The sequence below is a fragment of the Roseomonas gilardii genome, assembly GCF_001941945.1.
Taxonomy (GTDB): Bacteria; Pseudomonadota; Alphaproteobacteria; order Acetobacterales; family Acetobacteraceae; genus Roseomonas.
Map to the genome: position 1 here is coordinate 175,001 of NZ_CP015583.1, position 18,047 is coordinate 193,047.

General features: G+C 68.4%; 13 protein-coding genes, 1 tRNA gene and 2 rRNA genes (1 of these 16 cut by a window edge). 9 read left to right on the plus strand and 7 right to left on the minus strand.

Features of this window, described 5'->3' with window-relative positions; genetic code table 11:
* The 4 genes from RGI145_RS00795 to RGI145_RS00810 form a co-directional block, all read left to right on the plus strand.
* Positions 1 to 2,540: ribosomal RNA gene (locus RGI145_RS00795) — 23S ribosomal RNA — on the plus strand (it extends 203 nt beyond the left edge of the window).
* Between the two features lie 207 nt (positions 2,541 to 2,747).
* A 5S ribosomal RNA gene (gene rrf, locus RGI145_RS00800) occupies positions 2,748 to 2,862 on the plus strand.
* Between the two features lie 69 nt (positions 2,863 to 2,931).
* A tRNA-Met gene (locus RGI145_RS00805) sits at positions 2,932 to 3,008 on the plus strand.
* 109 nt (positions 3,009 to 3,117) lie between these two features.
* Positions 3,118 to 5,439: a helicase-related protein gene (locus RGI145_RS00810; RefSeq protein WP_075796841.1), complete on the plus strand. Its 2,322-nt coding sequence runs from the start codon at positions 3,118 to 3,120 to the stop codon at positions 5,437 to 5,439.
* Between the two features lie 47 nt (positions 5,440 to 5,486).
* Here the strand turns inward: RGI145_RS00810 and RGI145_RS00815 are convergent, their stop codons facing one another.
* On the minus strand, positions 5,487 to 6,284 hold the full coding sequence (locus RGI145_RS00815; RefSeq protein WP_075796842.1) for a hypothetical protein: 798 nt from the start codon (positions 6,282 to 6,284) through the stop codon (positions 5,487 to 5,489).
* Positions 6,285 to 6,574: 290 nt separating this feature from the next.
* Between RGI145_RS00815 and RGI145_RS00820 the strand changes: the two genes are divergently transcribed.
* A complete protein-coding gene (locus RGI145_RS00820) occupies positions 6,575 to 7,288 on the plus strand; it encodes a type 1 glutamine amidotransferase domain-containing protein (protein ID WP_075796843.1) in 714 nt (237 codons plus the stop codon).
* Between the two features lie 31 nt (positions 7,289 to 7,319).
* On the opposite strand, the gene RGI145_RS00825 is transcribed toward RGI145_RS00820, so the two are convergent.
* Positions 7,320 to 7,904 (minus strand): helix-turn-helix domain-containing protein, encoded by a 585-nt coding sequence (locus RGI145_RS00825; protein ID WP_075796844.1) that lies wholly within the window; start codon positions 7,902 to 7,904, stop codon positions 7,320 to 7,322.
* Positions 7,905 to 8,006: 102 nt separating this feature from the next.
* Between RGI145_RS00825 and RGI145_RS00830 the strand changes: the two genes are divergently transcribed.
* Both RGI145_RS00830 and RGI145_RS00835 read left to right on the plus strand, forming a co-directional pair.
* Positions 8,007 to 8,228 carry a hypothetical protein gene (locus RGI145_RS00830; RefSeq protein WP_075796845.1) on the plus strand — a complete coding sequence of 74 codons (222 nt, stop codon included), beginning with the start codon at positions 8,007 to 8,009 and terminating at the stop codon, positions 8,226 to 8,228.
* Complete coding sequence (locus tag RGI145_RS00835) at positions 8,225 to 9,589, plus strand: LLM class flavin-dependent oxidoreductase (RefSeq protein WP_156878392.1); 1,365 nt, start codon at positions 8,225 to 8,227, stop codon at positions 9,587 to 9,589. Before RGI145_RS00830 ends, RGI145_RS00835 begins: the two co-directional genes overlap by 4 nt.
* Before the next feature lie 108 nt (positions 9,590 to 9,697).
* On the opposite strand, the gene kce is transcribed toward RGI145_RS00835, so the two are convergent.
* From kce to RGI145_RS00860, 5 genes are all read right to left on the minus strand, one after another.
* Entirely contained in the window at positions 9,698 to 10,627 is a 930-nt protein-coding gene (gene kce / locus RGI145_RS00840; RefSeq protein ID WP_075796846.1) for a 3,5-dioxohexanoate:acetyl-CoA acetone transferase, read from the minus strand.
* 2 nt (positions 10,628 to 10,629) lie between these two features.
* Positions 10,630 to 11,550: a 3-hydroxyacyl-CoA dehydrogenase gene (locus RGI145_RS00845; protein ID WP_075796847.1), complete on the minus strand. Its 921-nt coding sequence runs from the start codon at positions 11,548 to 11,550 to the stop codon at positions 10,630 to 10,632.
* Positions 11,551 to 11,552: 2 nt separating this feature from the next.
* Positions 11,553 to 14,117: a branched-chain amino acid ABC transporter ATP-binding protein/permease gene (locus tag RGI145_RS00850; protein ID WP_208863904.1), complete on the minus strand. Its 2,565-nt coding sequence runs from the start codon at positions 14,115 to 14,117 to the stop codon at positions 11,553 to 11,555.
* A gap of 10 nt (positions 14,118 to 14,127) precedes the next feature.
* Positions 14,128 to 15,003, minus strand: a complete 876-nt coding sequence (locus tag RGI145_RS00855; protein ID WP_027283098.1) for a branched-chain amino acid ABC transporter permease — start codon at positions 15,001 to 15,003, stop codon at positions 14,128 to 14,130.
* Between the two features lie 76 nt (positions 15,004 to 15,079).
* Positions 15,080 to 16,333, minus strand: a complete 1,254-nt coding sequence (locus tag RGI145_RS00860; protein ID WP_075796848.1) for an ABC transporter substrate-binding protein — start codon at positions 16,331 to 16,333, stop codon at positions 15,080 to 15,082.
* A 93-nt stretch (positions 16,334 to 16,426) separates the two neighbouring features.
* Between RGI145_RS00860 and RGI145_RS00865 the strand changes: the two genes are divergently transcribed.
* Together RGI145_RS00865 and RGI145_RS00870 are read left to right on the plus strand one after the other, a co-directional pair.
* A complete protein-coding gene (locus RGI145_RS00865; protein WP_075796849.1) occupies positions 16,427 to 17,128 on the plus strand; it encodes a GntR family transcriptional regulator in 702 nt (233 codons plus the stop codon).
* A 29-nt stretch (positions 17,129 to 17,157) separates the two neighbouring features.
* Complete coding sequence (locus RGI145_RS00870) at positions 17,158 to 17,925, plus strand: SDR family oxidoreductase (RefSeq protein ID WP_075796850.1); 768 nt, start codon at positions 17,158 to 17,160, stop codon at positions 17,923 to 17,925.
* Positions 17,926 to 18,047: the final 122 nt, after the last annotated feature.

Genomic DNA, 18,047 nt, shown 5'->3' on the forward strand with positions numbered 1-18,047 from the left:
CCGGAGGAAAAGACATCAACAGAGATTCCGCGAGTAGTGGCGAGCGAAAGCGGAGCAGGCCAGTGATTGTGCGAGAAGAAGCCGAACGGTCTCGAAAGGCCGGCCAGAGCGGGTGATAGCCCCGTAGGCGTAGTGTCTGGCATGATCCTCGAGTAGGGCGGGGCACGTGAAACCCTGTCTGAACGTGGGGGGACCACCCTCCAAGCCTAAATACTCCTTGGCGACCGATAGTGCACAAGTACCGTGAGGGAAAGGTGAAAAGCACCCCGACGAGGGGAGTGAAAGAGACCTGAAACCGAGCGCCTACAAGCAGTCGGAGCACTCTTGAAGTGTGACGGCGTACCTTTTGTATAATGGGTCCGCGAGTTTCTGTTGGCAGCAAGCTTAAGCCGAGAGGTGTAGGCGCAGCGAAAGCGAGTCTGATAAGGGCGCTTGAGTTGCCGGCAGAAGACCCGAAACCGAGTGATCTAGCCATGGCCAGGTTGAAGGTGGGGTAACACCCACTGGAGGACCGAACCCACGCCTGTTGAAAAAGTCGGGGATGAGCTGTGGCTAGGGGTGAAAGGCCAATCAAACTCGGAAATAGCTGGTTCTCCGCGAAATCTATTGAGGTAGATCGTCGTCCGATTACCTTCGGAGGTAGAGCACCGGAAGGGCTAGGGGGGCCCAAAGCCCTACCAAACCCTACCGAACTCCGAATGCCGAAGAGTACAGGACGGCAGACAGACAGTGGGTGCTAAGGTCCATTGTCGAGAGGGAAACAGCCCAGACCACCAGCTAAGGCCCCCAAATCGTGGCTAAGTGGGAAAGCATGTGAGACGGCCAAAACAACCAGGAGGTTGGCTTAGAAGCAGCCATCCTTTAAAGAAAGCGTAATAGCTCACTGGTCTAATCAGCTGTCTTGCGGCGAAAATGTAACGGGGCTCAAGCCACGTGCCGAAGCTGTGGATTGCACGCAAGTGCAGTGGTAGCGGAGCGTTCCGTAGGCCTGCGAAGGGAGACCCGTGAGGGCTCCTGGAGGTATCGGAAGTGCGAATGCGGACATGAGTAGCGATAAACAGGGTGAGAACCCCTGTCGCCGAAAGTCCAAGGGTTCCTGCGCAAGGTCAATCCGCGCAGGGTGAGCCGGCCCCTAAGGCGAGGGCGAAAGCCGTAGTCGATGGAAACCAGGTGAATATTCCTGGGCCTGACAGACGTGACGGCTGCCAACCGTTGTTCCTCCTTATCGGATTGGAGGGGCAGCCAAAGCAGCCCAGGAAATAGCGCTGTCGAGAAAGACCGTACCCGAAACCGACACAGGTGGACTGGTTGAGAATACCGAGGCGCTTGAGAGAACTATGCTGAAGGAACTAGGCAAATTACTCGCGTAACTTCGGGATAAGCGAGACCCCTTCTTGCGCAAGCAAGGTGGGGTGGCACAGACCAGGGGGTAGCGACTGTTTAGTAAAAACACAGGGCTCTGCGAAATCGAGAGATGACGTATAGGGTCTGACACCTGCCCGGTGCCGGAAGGTCAAGGGGAGATGTGCAAGCATCGAACCGAAGCCCCGGTAAACGGCGGCCGTAACTATAACGGTCCTAAGGTAGCGAAATTCCTTGTCGGGTAAGTTCCGACCTGCACGAATGGTGTAACGACTTCCCCACTGTCTCCAGCATAGACTCAGCGAAATTGAATTCCCCGTGAAGATGCGGGGTACCCGTGGTCAGACGGAAAGACCCTATGAACCTTTACTGCAGCTTCGCAGTGGTGCCAGGAAGGAACTGTGTAGGATAGGTGGGAGCCATCGAAACCCGGGCGCTAGCTCAGGTGGAGGCAACCTTGAAATACCACCCTGTTTCTTTCTGGCATCTCACTGAGCCCGGTTAGCCCGGGCCAGGACCCTGCGTGGTGGGCAGTTTGACTGGGGCGGTCGCCTCCCAAAGTGTAACGGAGGCGCGCGATGGTGGGCTCAGGCCGGTCGGACATCGGCTGTTGAGTGCAAAGGCATAAGCCCGCCTGACTGCGAGCGCGACAGCGCGAGCAGAGACGAAAGTCGGCCTTAGTGATCCGGTGGTCCCGCGTGGAAGGGCCATCGCTCAACGGATAAAAGGTACTCTAGGGATAACAGGCTGATCTCCCCCAAGAGTCCACATCGACGGGGAGGTTTGGCACCTCGATGTCGGCTCATCGCATCCCGGGGCTGGAGCAGGTCCCAAGGGTTCGGCTGTTCGCCGATTAAAGCGGTACGTGAGCTGGGTTTAGAACGTCGTGAGACAGTTCGGTCCCTATCTGCCATGGGTGTTGGAGACTTGCGAGGATCTGTCCCTAGTACGAGAGGACCGGGATGGACGTACCTCTGGTGCACCGGTTGTTCCGCCAGGAGCATCGCCGGGTAGCTAAGTACGGAACGGATAACCGCTGAAGGCATCTAAGCGGGAAACCAGCCTCAAAACCAGGTCTCCCCAAGGGCCGTGGAAGACCACCACGTCGATAGGTCGCAGGTGGAAGTCCGGTAACGGATGCAGCCGAGCGATCCTAATCGCCCGATCGAACTCCATCACTCCCCCGCCGCCGCAGTCCCCCTCAACAAGGGACACCGCGCGCAGCACCAAAGCGCACCCGCTCAGTCAGCAACACACACTCACAACACCCGATACCCCGCTCCCTCCAGCCCCAAAGCCCCATAAAGCCACAAGGCCCAGATCCTCCATCACCCAGCGCATCAGGTCGGTACACTACACACACCTCCACGGTTCCCATCCGGTGGCCTGGTGGCCCTAGCGAGGCTGCCACACCCGATCCCATCCCGAACTCGGCCGTGAAACGCCTCAGCGCCCATGGTACTGCGTCTCAAGACGCGGGAGAGTCGGTCGCCGCCAGGCCGCCCGATGGGAACCTACACACACAACACACCGACCCGATCGCCATCACCGCATCACACACTCACCCAACGCGGGGTGGAGCAGCCCGGTAGCTCGTCAGGCTCATAACCTGAAGGTCACAGGTTCAAATCCTGTCCCCGCATCCAAATCCCACTTACACACCATGCCAACGCCAACACAACCTCCCGTAGCAACACGCTCGGGAGGTTTGGTATATTCCAGACCCGCCTTTGCGGGCGTAAGACAATGTGTTCCATGACCGCTCTTTCCCCCGGCAATCCGGCTGAGGCCGCCATTGAGGCGGCCGGTTACGCTGTTGACAGCCGCGAACTGCCGCAACTCCTCCGCCTCGTCATCCGCCGCTTGCCCGCAGATGGCGACACGGTGCGCCTTGCGCTTTGCGAAGTGCGCCGCCGCCGCTGGGCCTCCCGCCTTCTGGATCTCGCCAACCGTGCCGGCCAGGTCTGGGTACAGCGGAGCGATGCGACGAAAGCCGTCGGCGCGATCGAGAATCCCGAGCCGACGGACGACGAGCTTCTCTCGCGACTCGACAGCACGGTGCGGGAGCGCCTGCGGAATCTCGCCCCCACCCCAGAGGGGGTGATGGAGGCAGTGCTGTCCGAGCTCAGCGATGTGTCCGGCACCCAGCTGAATCCGGAACGCCAGGCCCTTCTCGCCCAGGCGGTGGCCGAGGCCTTTGCCCTCGATCGTCCCGCCCTTCGCGATTTCGTCGGCCGCGTCAGCGCCACCGAGCAGACCCGCCGCGCACAGCAGCGCGAAGCGGAGAAGCTCGCGCGCGAACGCCGCCGGGCCGAGGTCAGCCGCCTGCGCGAATGGGAGAAGAGCCTCGTCGGCATCGAGGAGGTCGCGCATATGCTCGACGCCTCGCTGCGTGAGGCCACGCGCTGGGCCGGCACCGGCCTGATCCCCGTCGCCCGCCGTGTCCCCTCGCGCAAAGGGGAGCGCTGGGAGTTCGATCCGGCGGAGGTTGCGGCACTCCGTGGCGAGATGGCCCTCTGGCGCGAGGCGGAACAACCCCGGCCCGGCCGCCCCGCCGCCCCGGCGCTGATCGGCGGCAAGGGCCTCAACGCCGCCGTTGCCCGTGTCGCCGCGCTGGACCGTTTCGCGGCGCATTTCCGCACCGCACGCGCCTTGAACCGCCGCATCACCCTGGTCACTGGCCCGACCAATTCCGGCAAGAGCCACTTGGCGCTGGACCGCCTTTCCGAAGCGGAAAGCGGCATGGCCCTGGCACCCCTCCGCCTGCTGGCGCACGAGTTCCGCGAGGCGCTCGCCAGCCGTGGCATCGCCGCCTCGCTCTCCACGGGGGAGGAGCGCATGCCCGTGGAGGGTAGCCGCCATCTCGCCGCGACCGTGGAGATGTGCCCCTTCCACAACCCGACCGATGTGGCTGTGGTGGACGAGGCGCAGCTTCTCCAGGACCGCGATCGCGGTGCTGCCTGGACGGCCGCGATCATGGGCGCCCCGGCGCGGCATGTCCTCGTGCTCGGCGCGCCGGACTGCGTGCCGATGGTCAAGCGCATTGCCTCGCTCTGCGACGACCCGGTCGAGGAGATCTCGCTCCAGCGCAAGAGCCCGCTGCGCGCCGCCCGCGCGCCGGTGAACTTCGGCGACCTGCGCCCCGGCGACGCACTGGTAGCTTTCTCCCGCCGCGACGTGCTGGACCTGCGGGCCGAGCTGGTGCGGCGCGGCCGTCGCGTCGCCGTGGTCTATGGTGCCCTCAGCCCGGAGGTCCGCCGGGCCGAGGCCGCCCGCTTCCGCGATGGCGAGGCCGATATCCTGGTCGCCACGGATGCCATCGGCATGGGGCTGAACCTGCCCATCCGCCGCATCGTCTTCTCCACCCTGCGGAAATTCGATGGCGAGCAGCGCCGCGACCTGAACACGCAGGAGGTGAAGCAGATCGGCGGCCGTGCCGGGCGCTTCGGGCGCTTCGAGGAAGGCATCGTTTCCGTCCTGGCCGGGGGCGGCACGCCGGAGCAGATCCGCCGCCTTCTGGAGGCCCCGCCCGACCTGCCGGAGGACCTACGCCCCCAGGTGCAGCCCGATGCCGACATCGTTTCCGCCGTGGCGGCGGAGATCGGCTCGGACAGCCTCTTCGGCGTGCTGGCGCGTATCCGCCGGGCCGTGCTGCGGCGGGACGACCCGAACTACCGGCTGGCCGATCTCAGCCAGCAGATGGCCATCGCCACGGCGGTGGACGGCGTGCAGGGTCTCGCCCTGACGCAGCGTTGGACCTACGCGCTCTGCCCGGTGGATCAGCGCGACAACGGCATCGTCCGGCTGGCGCGCTGGGCCGTGGACCACGGTGCGGGCCGCCCGGTCACGCCGCCCATGGCCGGCCGTCTGCCGGCGCCGGAACGTGCCCAGCGCGACGAGCTGGAGCGGGCCGAGAAGGTCCACAAGCGCCTCGTCGCCTGGCGCTGGCTCTCCCTGCGCTTTCCCGAGGCCTATCCCAACCGCGCCGAGGCCGAGGCCGAGACCATGCGCCTCGACCGCTGGATCGAAGACGTGCTGCGCACCCAGCGCCGGGGCCGGGTCGGCCTCTCGGCCTGATACCGGCGCGGCGTCGCGGCCCGTGCCGTCCCGGCCTTCGCGGGCTTCTACTGCTGCGGTCCCTTCCCGGGCATGGGCGGCGTGGCCTGGGCGTTGCGGCTGCCGGCGGGTCGGCCGCGCCGGCGATGGATCGGGATCACTTCGGCCGAGCGCGGCAGGAAGTGCTCTGCGACGCGCCGGGGATCGGCTTCCCCGGCCCGCAGTTCCAGGCAGCGGCCCAGGATGTCGCGCAGGGCACCGTTCTCCGCCGCCGCCAGCGTTTCCATCCAGTCGGCCAGGAAGCCGTTCACCTCGGTGGACATGCCGCGGCTGCAACAGGCGGCCACATCTTCCAGCTCGCGTGCCTCCAGCACCTCCCGCAGCCGCCGCAGCGGCACGGTGACGCCGTGGCGGAGCAGCGCGCCGAAGACGCCGCCCCGGTTCGCCAGCCGCTCCTCCTCCAGCGCCTTCAGAAGATCGGGCACGGCCCTCGCATCCTCCGATTCGAGCCAGGCGCTCGCGACTGTCAGGGCGACCTGCCAGTCCGGGTCCAGCCGCAGGAAGGGCTCCCAGGTGCCGCCCGGCACGGAATGCCGTGCGGCATAGGCGCGCAGGGCCTGCACAGCCTCCCGCCGGCTCCGCAGCGGAAGCCCGTTGGCGAGGCCGAAGGCGTAGAGCTCCTCCAGGGAGGTGCGGGCGGCCCGGTCGTCGTGCAGCCCGGCTCGCAGGCCCTCCCCCAGCAGCATGTCCTCATAGCCCCGCCAGGAACGCAGGCGGCGGTCCAGTGAGGGTTCCGCCAGCAGCCGGGCGAATCCCTCGGGCTCGGCCAGGAACAGGGGCTGCCAGGCGATAGGGGGTCTTGGCATGGAATTCTTCCCTGCGTCCGGTGCGGGTCTCCGAGAACCCGCCCGGCAGTGTGCCGGCATCTGGTTGAGAAAAGGTTAACAGCGCCCCTCGGCACTAAGAATTCGACAATCATTCCGCGTCCGATGGCACCTGCCCATCATGCCGGCCTCGACAAGTGGTGTCGGGTTGCGGAGCGCGGCCGGCAGGGTGAACCCTGTCCGGATAGAGGCGTTCCCGCTGTGCCCCCTGGCCGGGCCCGGCGCTTCCTTTCCGGGGCGCCGCCTTCCGGCCGCAGAAGGAGATCCGGACGATGGCAAAGGGACAAGTTCTGGTGGTCGCGACCTCGCATGGCCTCCTGGGCGACGGGCCGGATCGCACCGGGCTGTGGCTGGAGGAACTGGCCGTGCCCTACTATGCCCTGCTGGATGCCGGCTTCGAGGTGCTCCTGGTCTCCACCGCCGGGGGCGAAATCCCCGTCGATCCGCGCAGCGTGCCGGGCGCCTCGCCCGAACCCAACGGCATCCATGGCGCCGTGGGCCGCTTCCTGGCCGACGAGGGCGCCATGGCCCTGGCCCGCACCTCGTCGCGGCTGGAAGATGTGGCGGAACAGCCCCATGACGCGATCTTCCTGCCGGGCGGCCACGGCGCGATGTGGGACCTGCCGGCCAACCGGCCGCTTGCCGCGCTGATCGGCCAGGCCATGGAGGACGGCAGGTTGGTGGCCGCCCTCTGCCACGGGCCGGCCGGGCTGGTGGCGGCGCATCGCCAGGGCACCAGCGCCCCGGTGGTGGAGGGACGGCGGGTCACCGGCTTCAGCAACCGCGAGGAAGCCGCCACGGGCCTGTCGGAGGTGGTCCCTTTCCTGCTGGAGGACCGGCTGCGCTCCCTGGGCGCCCATTACGAGAGCGGCCCGGAATTCACCGGCTTCGCGCTACGCGACGGCAACCTGATCACCGGGCAGAATCCGCAATCCTCGGCACTGGTGGCGCAGCACCTGATCGCGGCGCTGGAGGAGCATTCCTGATACCGGGCGCCAAGGGGCTCCGCGCCCGGTATCAGCGGCGCGACAGCACGACCAGATAGCTGCAGGGCCGCTCCGAGGCATTCTCGAAGGCGCAGTCCGCCGGGGCGCCCAGCACCAGGCAGTCTCCGGCAGCGAGCCGGTGCCGCGCCGCGCCTTCGTGGAACAGCAACTCGCCTTCCAGCACCCAGATCGCGTGCTTCCAGGCCAGGTAGGTGGAGGCCGGGTAGTCCACCCGCGCGCCCGTGGGCAGTTCCACCCGCACCAGCTCCGGATCGCTGCCCGAAGGTGTCACGGCGCGGCGCATATAGCCCGTGTCCGGGTCGCGCCAGAGCGGCTGCGTGTCCGCGCGCGATACCCGCCCGCCTCCGGCATCGCCCTCGGCCCGTGCCAGAAGCGTGGAGAGCGTCAGACCCAGCGCCGAGGCCAGCCGTCCGAGCAGCGCGGCGGTCGGGCTGGCCTCGGCGCGTTCCACCTTGCTGATCATGGCTCGCGAGACGGCGGAGCGTTCCGCCATCTCCGCGATGGACCAGCCACGTTCCTCGCGTTCCGCCCTCAGCCGGGCGGCCAGCGGGAGCGTCAGGTCGGATAGCTCCGCTTCGTCTTGTATCTTGCTCATTCATCCATCATAGTAGATGTCGCACCGACCGGTGACCAGCCGCCCCCGATCCAGCCGGATGACGCACCACCCCATGGCCTATCGCCCGAAGGACGGGATCGCATGATCCCACCCACCCCGATCGGCCACAACGGGGGCCCGCCGCTGGAGGAGCCCGATCCCGGCGCTTCGGGCCGGCTGCATCTCTGGCGTAAGGCGCACAAGAAGGCCTGGAAGACGCCGCTGCGCGAGATCGCGCTGCGCCGCCTGGCCCGGGCGGAGGAACTGGGCATGACCTATCGCGAATACACGCTCGAAATCCTGGAACGGGGCCGCTACCTGTGAGCCAAGCCAAAGCGGGACGCCAGATCGTCCTGAACGCCTTCGACATGGCCTGTGTCGGGCATATCCAGCAAGGGATGTGGACGCATCCGCGCGACCGCTCCACGGATTACCTCCGCCTGGATCACTGGATGCGCCTCGCGCAGACGCTGGAGCGTGGGCTGTTCGACGGGCTGTTCCTCGCCGACGTGCTGGGCATCTACGACGTCTATGGCGACAGCCCCGATGCGTCGCTGCGCGGCGCGGTGCAGGTGCCGCTGCTGGACCCGATGCTGCTGGTGCCAGCCATGGCCGGCGTCACGCGGCATCTGGGCTTCGGCATCACCTGCAACCTCGCCTATGAGGCGCCCTATCTCTTCGCGCGCCGCTTCTCCACGCTGGACCACCTGACGCAGGGGCGCGCAGGCTGGAACATCGTCACCGGCTATCTCGACAGCGCCGCGCGCGCGATGGGGATGGCCTCGCAGATGGCGCATGACGACCGCTACGACCTCGCCGACGAGTATATGGAACTCGTCTACAAGTTGTGGGAGGGAAGCTGGGCCGACGACGCCGTACGGGCGGACCGGGCAGAGGGTCTCTATGCCGATCCTGCCCGCGTGCGCCGCGTGCGGCACGAGGGCGCGCAGTACCGTCTGGACGCGCCGCATCTGGTGGAACCCTCGCCGCAACGGACGCCCGTGCTGTTCCAGGCCGGCGCTTCCGAGCGTGGCCGCCGCTTCGCCGCACACCATGCGGAATGCGTCTTCGTCAATGGCGGCGCGAAGCCGGCGGTGGCGCAACTCGTCGCCGACCTGCGCGCCCGCGCGGCGGGACGGCCGCTGAAAGTGCTGGTCGGCGCCACGCTGGTGATCGGCCGCACCGAGGCCGAGGCGCGCGACCTGCTGGAGGACTACCGCCGTCACGCCAGCGTCGAGGGGGCCCTGGCCCATGCCTCGGCCTCGCTGGGCATCGACTTCGCCCGCTATGGCATGGACGAGCCGATCGAGGCCGGGCCGACCCAGGCGATCCAGTCCAATGTCGAGGCCGCGAAGCGCGCCGCCGGCCCGGTCTGGACCAAGCGCAAGCTGATCGACCAGTTCGTGCTGGGCAGCCGCCAGCCACCCATCGTCGGCTCGGCGGAACAGGTGGCCGAGGCGCTGATCCGCTGGGTCGAGGAGGCCGATGTGGACGGCTTCAACCTGTCCCGCACCGTGGTGCCGGAATGCCTGGAGGCGGTGGTGGAGCGCGTCGTGCCTGTCCTGCAGGAACGCGGCGCCTTCAAGCACGCCTACGCGCCGGGCACGTTCCGCGAGAAGCTGTTCGGCGCCGGGCCGCGCCTCGCCTCGCCGCATCCGGCGGTGGGGTATCGCTTTCCGGCATGATCCGGCATCAGCAGGAGCCAACGAACCGGGTCCAGGGCGCGCAGCGTCCTGGCGGATGGGGGTATCGGGGGAAGGCGGCGCCTTCCCCCCGGGCCAAGGGCGTGACGCCTAGAACCCCACGCGATCCCCGCCTTTGAGCGACAGGATCTCCCGCGCCTCGTCCGGGGTGGCGATCTCCAGGCCGAGGCCCTCGATGATCTGCCGCACCAGCCGCACCTGTTCGGCATTGCTGGTGGCGAACTTGCCTGGCCCGGCCCAGAGGCTGTCCTCCAGCCCGACGCGCACATTGCCGCCCATGGCCGCCGCCATGGCCGCGATGGGAAGCTGATTGCGCCCGGCGCCGAGCACGGACCAGCGGTAGTTGTCGCCGAAGAGCCGGTCGGCCGTGCGCTTCATGTGCATCACATCCTCCGGATGCGCGCCGATGCCGCCTTGCAGGCCGAAGACCGTCTGGATGAAGAGCGGCGCCTTCACCAGCCCACGGTCGAAGAAGTATTTCAGGTTGTAGAGATGCGCCGTGTCATAGCACTCGAACTCGAAGCGCGTGTCGTTGCCGGCGCAGGTGGTCAGGATGTACTCGATCTGGCCGAAGGTGTTGCGGAAGATGATGTCCTTGTTGGCGAGGTAGGTCCGCTCCCATTCGTGCTTCAGGTCCTTGAAGCGGTCAAGCATCCCGAACAGGCCGAAATTCATCGAGCCGAGATTCAGCGATGCCACTTCCGGCTTGAAGGTCGCGGCGGGGCGGACGCGCTCCTCGATGCTCATGGTCGGCGCGCCGCCGGTGGTCAGGTTCACCACGCAGTTCGTGCGCTGCTTGATGACCGGCAGGAACTTCGCGAAGGCCTCGGGCGTCTGGTCCGGCTCGCCGGTTTCCGGGTTGCGCGCATGCAGGTGGACGATGGCGGCGCCGGCCTCGGCGGCGCCGACCGCGGCCTCCGCGATCTCCTCCGGCGTCACCGGCAGGTGCGGCGACATGCTCGGCGTGTGGATCGCGCCCGTGACGGCGCAGGTGATGATGACCTTGCGCTTGGTGGCCATGCTCAGCGTGTCTCCTGTTCCTGCTTGTGCGCCCGCAAGGCGGCAAGGCGCGCGTCGCGCCACTGCATCCTTTCGGGCAGATCGTCACGCCGCGGCCATTGCCGCATGATCTCGCCTGTCTTCGCCTCGTCGAAGACCTCCGGCCCGGCCGGATCGGCGGCGAGGCGGCGGTAGAAGCCGGTATAGCGGGCGCAGTAGTCGGGGATGCCGCCCGGCGCGTTCAGCTCGATGGTGGCGAAGGGGCCGAGGAAGCTCCAGCGCAGGCCGAGCCCGTCCGCCACCGTGCGGTCCAGGTCCTCGGGCGTGACATAGCCTTCCTCGACGAGGCGGAAGGCCTCGGCCAGCAGCGCGCCCTGGAGCCGGTTGAGCACGAAGCCCTCGATCTCCTTCAGCACCGTGACCGGCACCTGCCCGATGGAATCGTAGATCTCCCGCGCCCGCGCCACCACGGGGGGATCGGTCCATTCGGCGCCGGAAATCTCCACCACCGGCACGAGGTGCGGCGGGTTCACCGGATGCCCGATCAGGCAGCGCGCCCGCCCCGGCAGGTCCTCGGTGAAAAGCGAGCAGCGGATGGCGGAGGAGGAGGAGGCGATGATGGCCCCGCGCGGCGCCAGGGCGTCGAGCTCGCGGAACAGCGCCCGCTTCACCTCCAGCACCTCCGGCCCGTTCTCCTGCACGAAATCCACGCCGTCGAGCGCGGCGGCGAGATCGCGGGCCGCCTGGATGCGGGCGGCGGCGCCCTCCGGGTCCTGGCAGAGCCCGTGCTCCGCCAGGTTGCGCAGCCCTTCGGCGCAGAGGGCGCGGGCCTTGTCCGCCACCCCCTCCACCGGGTCCCAGAGCCGGACCTCCCAGCCCGCCCGGGCGAAGATCATTCCCCAGGCGCGGCCGATCAGGCCGCTCCCCGCGATGCAGACGCGCATGCTCACAGCCACAGCACCTTCCGACGCAGTTCCTCGTCCTCGCGCAGCAGCCGGGATTCACCCAGCCACTGCACCGCGCCGCGTTCCAGCGCCACGGTCCGGTCCGACAGGGCCAGAGCGAGATCGAGATGATGGTCCACGATGATGATCGAGACTTCCCGGCGCAGCCGGTCGAAGCACTCGAACAGCTCCTCCGTCACCGCCGGGGAAAGCCCCTCGAAGGGCTCGTCCAGCAGCAGCAGCCGCGTGTCGCCGGACAATGCCCGGGCCACCGCCACCATCTGCTGCTCGCCGCCGGACAGACGGTCCGCCGCGACGTTCCAGCGCTCGCGCAGCCGGGGGAAGAATTCGAGCACGCGCTCCTCCTCCCAGTGCACGCCCGCGCCGGTCAGGCGCTTCAGGCGTCCGAGGCCCAGATTCTCGCCCACGGTCATGCCGGCGAAGAGGCCGCGGCCCTGCGGCACGAAGCCCATGCCGCGCCGGGCGATCCGGTCCGGCGACAGGCCCGCGATCTCGTCGCCGCCCAGCACGATCCGGCCGGAGGCCGGGCGCGCCGTGCCGATCAGCGTCTTGAGCAGCGTGGACTTGCCCGCGCCGTTGCGGCCGAGCAGCGCCACGATCTCGCCCTGCCGAACCGTCAGCGACACGTCGTTCAGGATGTGCGACTTGCCGTAGAAGGTGTTGACCTTCTCCATCACCAGCAGGTCGTGCTCCGTCGCGGCGCTGGGGCGCGGCCTGGCGGCCACGGCGGCGGCGCCGGAGCCGAGATAGACCGCCTGCACCCGCGCATCGTCGCGCGCCTGCTCCACCGTGCCGTCCACCAGCACGGCGCCATCGGCCATCACCGTCACCCGGTCGGCCATGCGGAAGACGCGGTCGATGTCGTGTTCCACCAGCAGCACGGGGATGTCGGCGGAAAGCGACTTGATCAGGTCGCCCACGCGCTCCCGCTCCGCCGCGGCGAGGCCGGCCAGCGGCTCGTCCAGCAGCAGGATGCGCGGCTTCGTGGCCAGGGCCAGCCCCATGTCGAGCAGGCGCTGCCCGCCATAGGAGAGGCTGCCGGCCTCCGCCCGCTCCACGCCGGCGAGGCCGGTCCAGCGCAGCAGCTCCTCCGTGTCCTGGTGCAGCTCCGGGATGGATTCCGCGTCGCGCCAGGCATTGAAGCGGGCCGGGTGCCGCGCCTGCACGGCGAGGCGGATGTTCTCCTCCACCGACAGGCCCGGGAAGAGATTGGTGATCTGGAAGCTGCGCCCCAGCCCGGCCTGGGTGATGGCGTGCGGCTCCATGCCGTCCACCCGCTGCCCGTCCAGCAGCACCCGGCCCTCATCCAGCGGGAACATGCCGGAGAGCAGGTTGAAGGCCGTGGTCTTGCCCGCGCCGTTCGGGCCGATCAGCGCGTGCAGGCGCCGGTCCTCCACGGCGACCGACACGCCCTGCACCGCCTTCACCGGGCCGAAGCTCTTGCGCATCGCCTCGGCGGAGAGCACCGGCCCCGCCGTGCGGCCCTCGCGGATGAAGCGGGCGGGGATGCGGCCGCTGGCCCCGGTGCGGCGCGCGGACATGGCGGCGCCTTCCGTGGCCTCCCGGCGGAAAGGCTTCAGCAGGCGCTTGCCGATGCCCACCAGCCCATCCGGCGAGAAGAGGATGAAGCCGACGAAGAGCAGGCCGAAGATCAGCAGCCAGTTCGCCGTGTAGATGCTCAGGAACTCGCGGAACAGGATGTAGAACAGCGCGCCGACGGCCGGCCCCAGGAAGGAGCGCATGCCGCCGATCACCACCATCGCCAGCAGCTCGCCCGAGAAGGCGATGGCGATGGGATCGGCCGAGGCGAAGCGGTGGTTATAGACGCTGAGCACCCCGGCCAGCCCGGTGATCGTGGCCGAGACCATGAAGGCCACCAGCTTGTAGCGGTTGGTGCTGTAGCCGATGAAGCCGGCGCGCTGCTCGTTCTCGCGGATCGCCACCAGCACCGTGCCGAGCGGGGCGCGGCGCAGGCGCCAGAGGCCGATCAGCACGGCGAAGGCGACCACCGCGACAACGGCGTAATAGGCATAGGGATTGTCGAGCGCGGCGTAGCGCCGCACGTTGCCGAGCCCGTTCTCGCCGCCGGTCAGGTCGGTCCAGCGGAAGGCGATGGCGAAGAGCATCGCCGTGAAGGCCAGCGTCAGCAGCGAGAAGTACACGCCGCGCCGCCGCAGGATCAGCGCCCCCGCGACCAGCGAGGCCACGGCCACGATGACCAGGGCGCCCAGGCCCGGAAGGAGCATGTCCGTGGGCAGGAAGTGCCGCTGCAGCAGCGCCGCCGCATAGGCGCCGATGCCGAACCAGGCGCCATGGCCGAAGGAGACCAGCCCGGTCCAGCCGACCAGGATGTTCAGCCCCATCACGGCGATGGCGAAGACCACCACATCCGTGGCGGTGGTCATGGTGAGGCCGATCGCCTCCATCAGGAAGGGCAGGGCCACCAGCATGGCGGCGGCGGCCAGGATCTGCCCGATCTGGCGGGAGGGGGCCTCGCGGCGCACCGTCTCGGCCGGGCTCACGGCGGGGGAGGTGTCGAGGGGCATCACGGGAACCTCACTCGAAGCGCTGGATGCGCTCGCCCAGCAGGCCGCGCGGGCGCAGCAGCAGGACGAGGACCATCAGCAGATAGACGGAGGCCTCGGTGGCCGGGGGGAAGTAGTAGGCGGCGAGGCCGCGCACCACGCCGACGATGAGCGCCGCCACCACGACGCCCCAGAAGGAGCCGAGGCCGCCGATCACCACCACGACGAAGGCGAAGGTCAGGATCTCCGCGCCCATGGTCGGCGTCACGCCGGTCACCGGCGCCATCATCGTGCCGGCCAGGGCGGCCAGCCCGACGGCGATCATCACCACCGCGGTCATGTAGGGCTTCAGCGAGATGCCGAGCGCCGCCACCATGTCCGGGTTCTGCACGCCCGCCCGCACCACGCGGCCGAAGGGCGTGCGCGTCAGCAGCAGCCACAAGCCCGCGACGCAGAGCACGGCGACGCACAGGATGATCAGCCGGTACTTGGAATAGATGAAGTCGCCGATGAAGACCTGCCCGCGCAGCCAGAGCGGGATGGAGAAGGGCAGCGGCGCGGCGCCGAAGATCATGCGCAGCGCCTGTTCCGCCACCATGGCCAGGCCGAAGGTCAGTAACAGGCTCAGGATCGGGTCGCCACGGTAGAAGCGGCGGAGCATGAAGCGTTCCACCAGCAGGCCGAGCAGCGCCACCGCCACGGGCGAGACCACCAGCGCCCCGCCGAAGCCGATGGTGGGCGTCAGCGCCACGGCCAGATAGGCGCCGATGGCATAGAAGGCGCCGTGCGCGAGGTTGACGATGCCGCCCAGGCTGAAGATCAGCGACAGGCCCAGGGCGATGAGCAGGTAATAGGCGCCGATCAGCAGGCCGTTGAGGACCTGCTCCAGCACGAAGACGAATTCCACGATCCGCGCTCCCCCAAATGGTCGCGTGGGGCGCCGCGCCCGCCTCCGGAAAGGCGAACGCGGTGCGTGACGGCGTTCAGGCCGGGAAGGAGCAGGCGTTCTCCGCCTTGGTGGTGGCGATGCTCTCCAGGCTCTCGTCGGGCTTGGGGAAGCTGCCATCCGGCTTGAAGATGTCGTACTGGTTCTTCACCTGATCCGGCGGCAGCGCGGTGATGGCGTACATCTCCATCATCAGCTGGTGGTCCCAGGCGCGGAAATAGCCCTCGCGGCTCTTGGAGATGTCGAACTTCGCGCCCTTCTCCAGATGCTCGACCACCTTGGCCGGCTCGATGGACTTCAGCTCGTTCATCGACTGCGCGATGACCTTCATCGCCGTGTAGTCGCTCCAGCCCTGGTTCTCCGGCGGCTTCTTCCACTTGGCGCGATAGGCATCCGCGAACTTCTTCGCGGAAGGCGCCTCCAGCATGTGGTGCCAGACCACCGGCCAGGTGCCGAGGAAGTTGCCCTGTCCGGCGCCCCAGGCCAGCGCGATGTCGAAGCCGAAGCCCGCGACCGGATAGCTCAGCCCGAACTCGCTGTACTGCTTCAGGAAGTTGGTGATCTGCGCGCCCGCGAGGTTGCAGATCACGATATCCGGCCGCGCCTGCCGCAGCTTGAGCAGGAAGGGCGAGAAGTCGGTCAGCTCGGTCGGCACGAGGTCCTCGCCCGCCGCCGTGGCGCCGTTCTCGCCGAGGAACTTCCTGGCGACGCGCAGCAGGTCATGGCCGAAGGCGTAGTCGGCGGTCAGGGCGTAGTACTTCTTCCCCTTCACCAGCCCCTGCTGCAGGATCGCGTTGCCGGCGGTCCGCACCATCATCGTGTTCTGCGACTCGGTGTGGAACATGAAGCGCTGGCAGTCGGAGCCGCGCAGCGCGTCGGAATTGGCGCCGGTGTTGATGAACAGCACCTTCTCCCGCTGCACCACCTGCCCGATGGCCAGCGCCGAGGCGGAATTGATCTCGCCCACGATGCAGGCGACCTTGTCGCGCTGCGTCAGCCGCTCGGCCTTGGCCGAGGCGGTCTGCGGGTTGACGCTGTCCTCGTACAGCACCTCCACCTTGCGGCCGTTGATGCCGCCGCCGGCGTTGATCTCCTCGGTGGCGAGCTGCACCGCCTGCACCGCGAATTCGCCGAGCGGGCCCAGGAAGCCGGTGCGGGGCGTCAGGTGCCCGATGCGGATGACATCCGGCTGCCCCTGCGAGAGGGCGGGGTGGGCCAGGCCGACAGGAAGGATTGTCGCGGCGCCGGCCATGAGAAGGCCGCGACGTGGCAGCAGCACGTTCTTGGACATCGTCTTTTCCCTCAACAGGGCTCTGTGGCCCTTGTTGTGATCTGTGATCACAGTTAGCTTGCCGAAAGCATCGGTCCTTGTCCAGTCTCCTTCATGACCTCCGCCGCGGTTCTCGCCGACCTTCCCCTCCTCGCCCGGCGCACCCTGGGTGAGACCGTCTATGCCGCCCTCTCGGAGCTGCTGGCCTCGGGCCAGCTCGGCCCCGGCGAGAGGCTTTCCCTGCGCGACAGCGCCGCGGCCCTCGGCGTCTCGGTCATGCCGGTGCGGGAGGCGGTGAACCGGCTGGTGGCGGAACAGGCGCTGGAGGTCACGCCGGGCCGCGCCATCCGCGTGCCGGTGATGAGCCAGAGCGAGTTCGAGGCCCTGGCCGAGACGCGGATGGCCGTGGAGGGCCTGGCCGCCGCCCGCGCCGCCACGTACCGCAGCGCCGAGTCCCTGGCCGCGATCCGCAGGGCGGAGAGCGCCTTCCGCCTGATGGCGGAGGAACCCGTGCCGGACCGCGTGCGCCTCGTCGCGCTGAACCGCGACGTGCACTTCACCATCTACCGCGCCGCCTCGCTGCTGCCGCTGCAGGAGATCATCGCGCGGCTCTGGCTCAAGGCCGGGCCGGTGCTGAACCTCGACCTGCGGGAGCACCCCGAGCGGGTGCGCCAGGGCTCGGCGCTGCGACGCCATGCCGAGGCGCTGGCGGCCATCGAGGCGGGCGACGGCGCCGGCGCGAGTGCCGCCATCGCCGCCGATATCCGCGACGCGGCGGATTTCATCATCGCGCATGGCCGCCTGCCGGAAGGCTAGCGGCTGGCGCCTGACAGGGAGGAAGAAGAATGGACCTGGGCATGACCGGGCTGCGCGTGCTGGTGACGGCGGGCGCGGCGGGGATCGGGCGCAGCATCGTGGAGGCCTTCGCCGAGGAAGGCGCGCGCGTCTTCACCTGCGACGTGGACGCGGCGGGGCTCGCCACCCTGCCCGAGGGTGTCGGGCACCAGGTCACGGATGTGGCCGACCGCGCGCAGGTGGCCTCGCTCTTCGAGAAGGCCGTCGCCACGCTCGGAGGGCTGGACGTGCTGGTGAACAATGCCGGCATCGCCGGGCCTACCGGTGCCGTGGAGGAGATCCATCCCGAGGACTGGGACCGTTGCATCGAGGTCTGCCTGACCAGCCAGTTCAACTGCGCCCGGCTTGCCGTCCCGCATCTGCGCCAGAGCGACAATGCCTCGATCGTCAACCTCTCCTCGGCGGCGGGCAAGTTCGGCTTCGGCTTCCGCAGCCCCTATGCGGCGGCGAAATGGGGCGTCATCGGCTTCACCAAGTCGCTCGCCATCGAACTGGGCGGCGCCGGCATCCGCGTGAACGCCATCCTGCCCGGCCTCGTCGCCGGCGACCGGCAGCGCCGCGTGCTGGAAGCGAAAGCCCAGCAGCGCGGCATCGGCTTCGCCGAGATGGAGCAGGTTGCCTTCTCCTACACCTCGATCAAGGACTACGTGACGCCGCGCCAACTCGCGGACCAGATCCTGTTCCTCTGCAGCCGACGCGGCGCCACCATCTCGGGGCAGGCCATCTCCGTGGATGGCGATACGCGGATGCTGGCCTGAGACTCGGGCGTCGCTTTCGTGGCTGACCGCGGGGGAGGCTCCGCTTGCCCCAGGAGCCCCCACCGCTGGGGGAATGGTATTCCCCCAGACCCCGCCTTGAGCTGGCTCCGGGTGACAAGGTC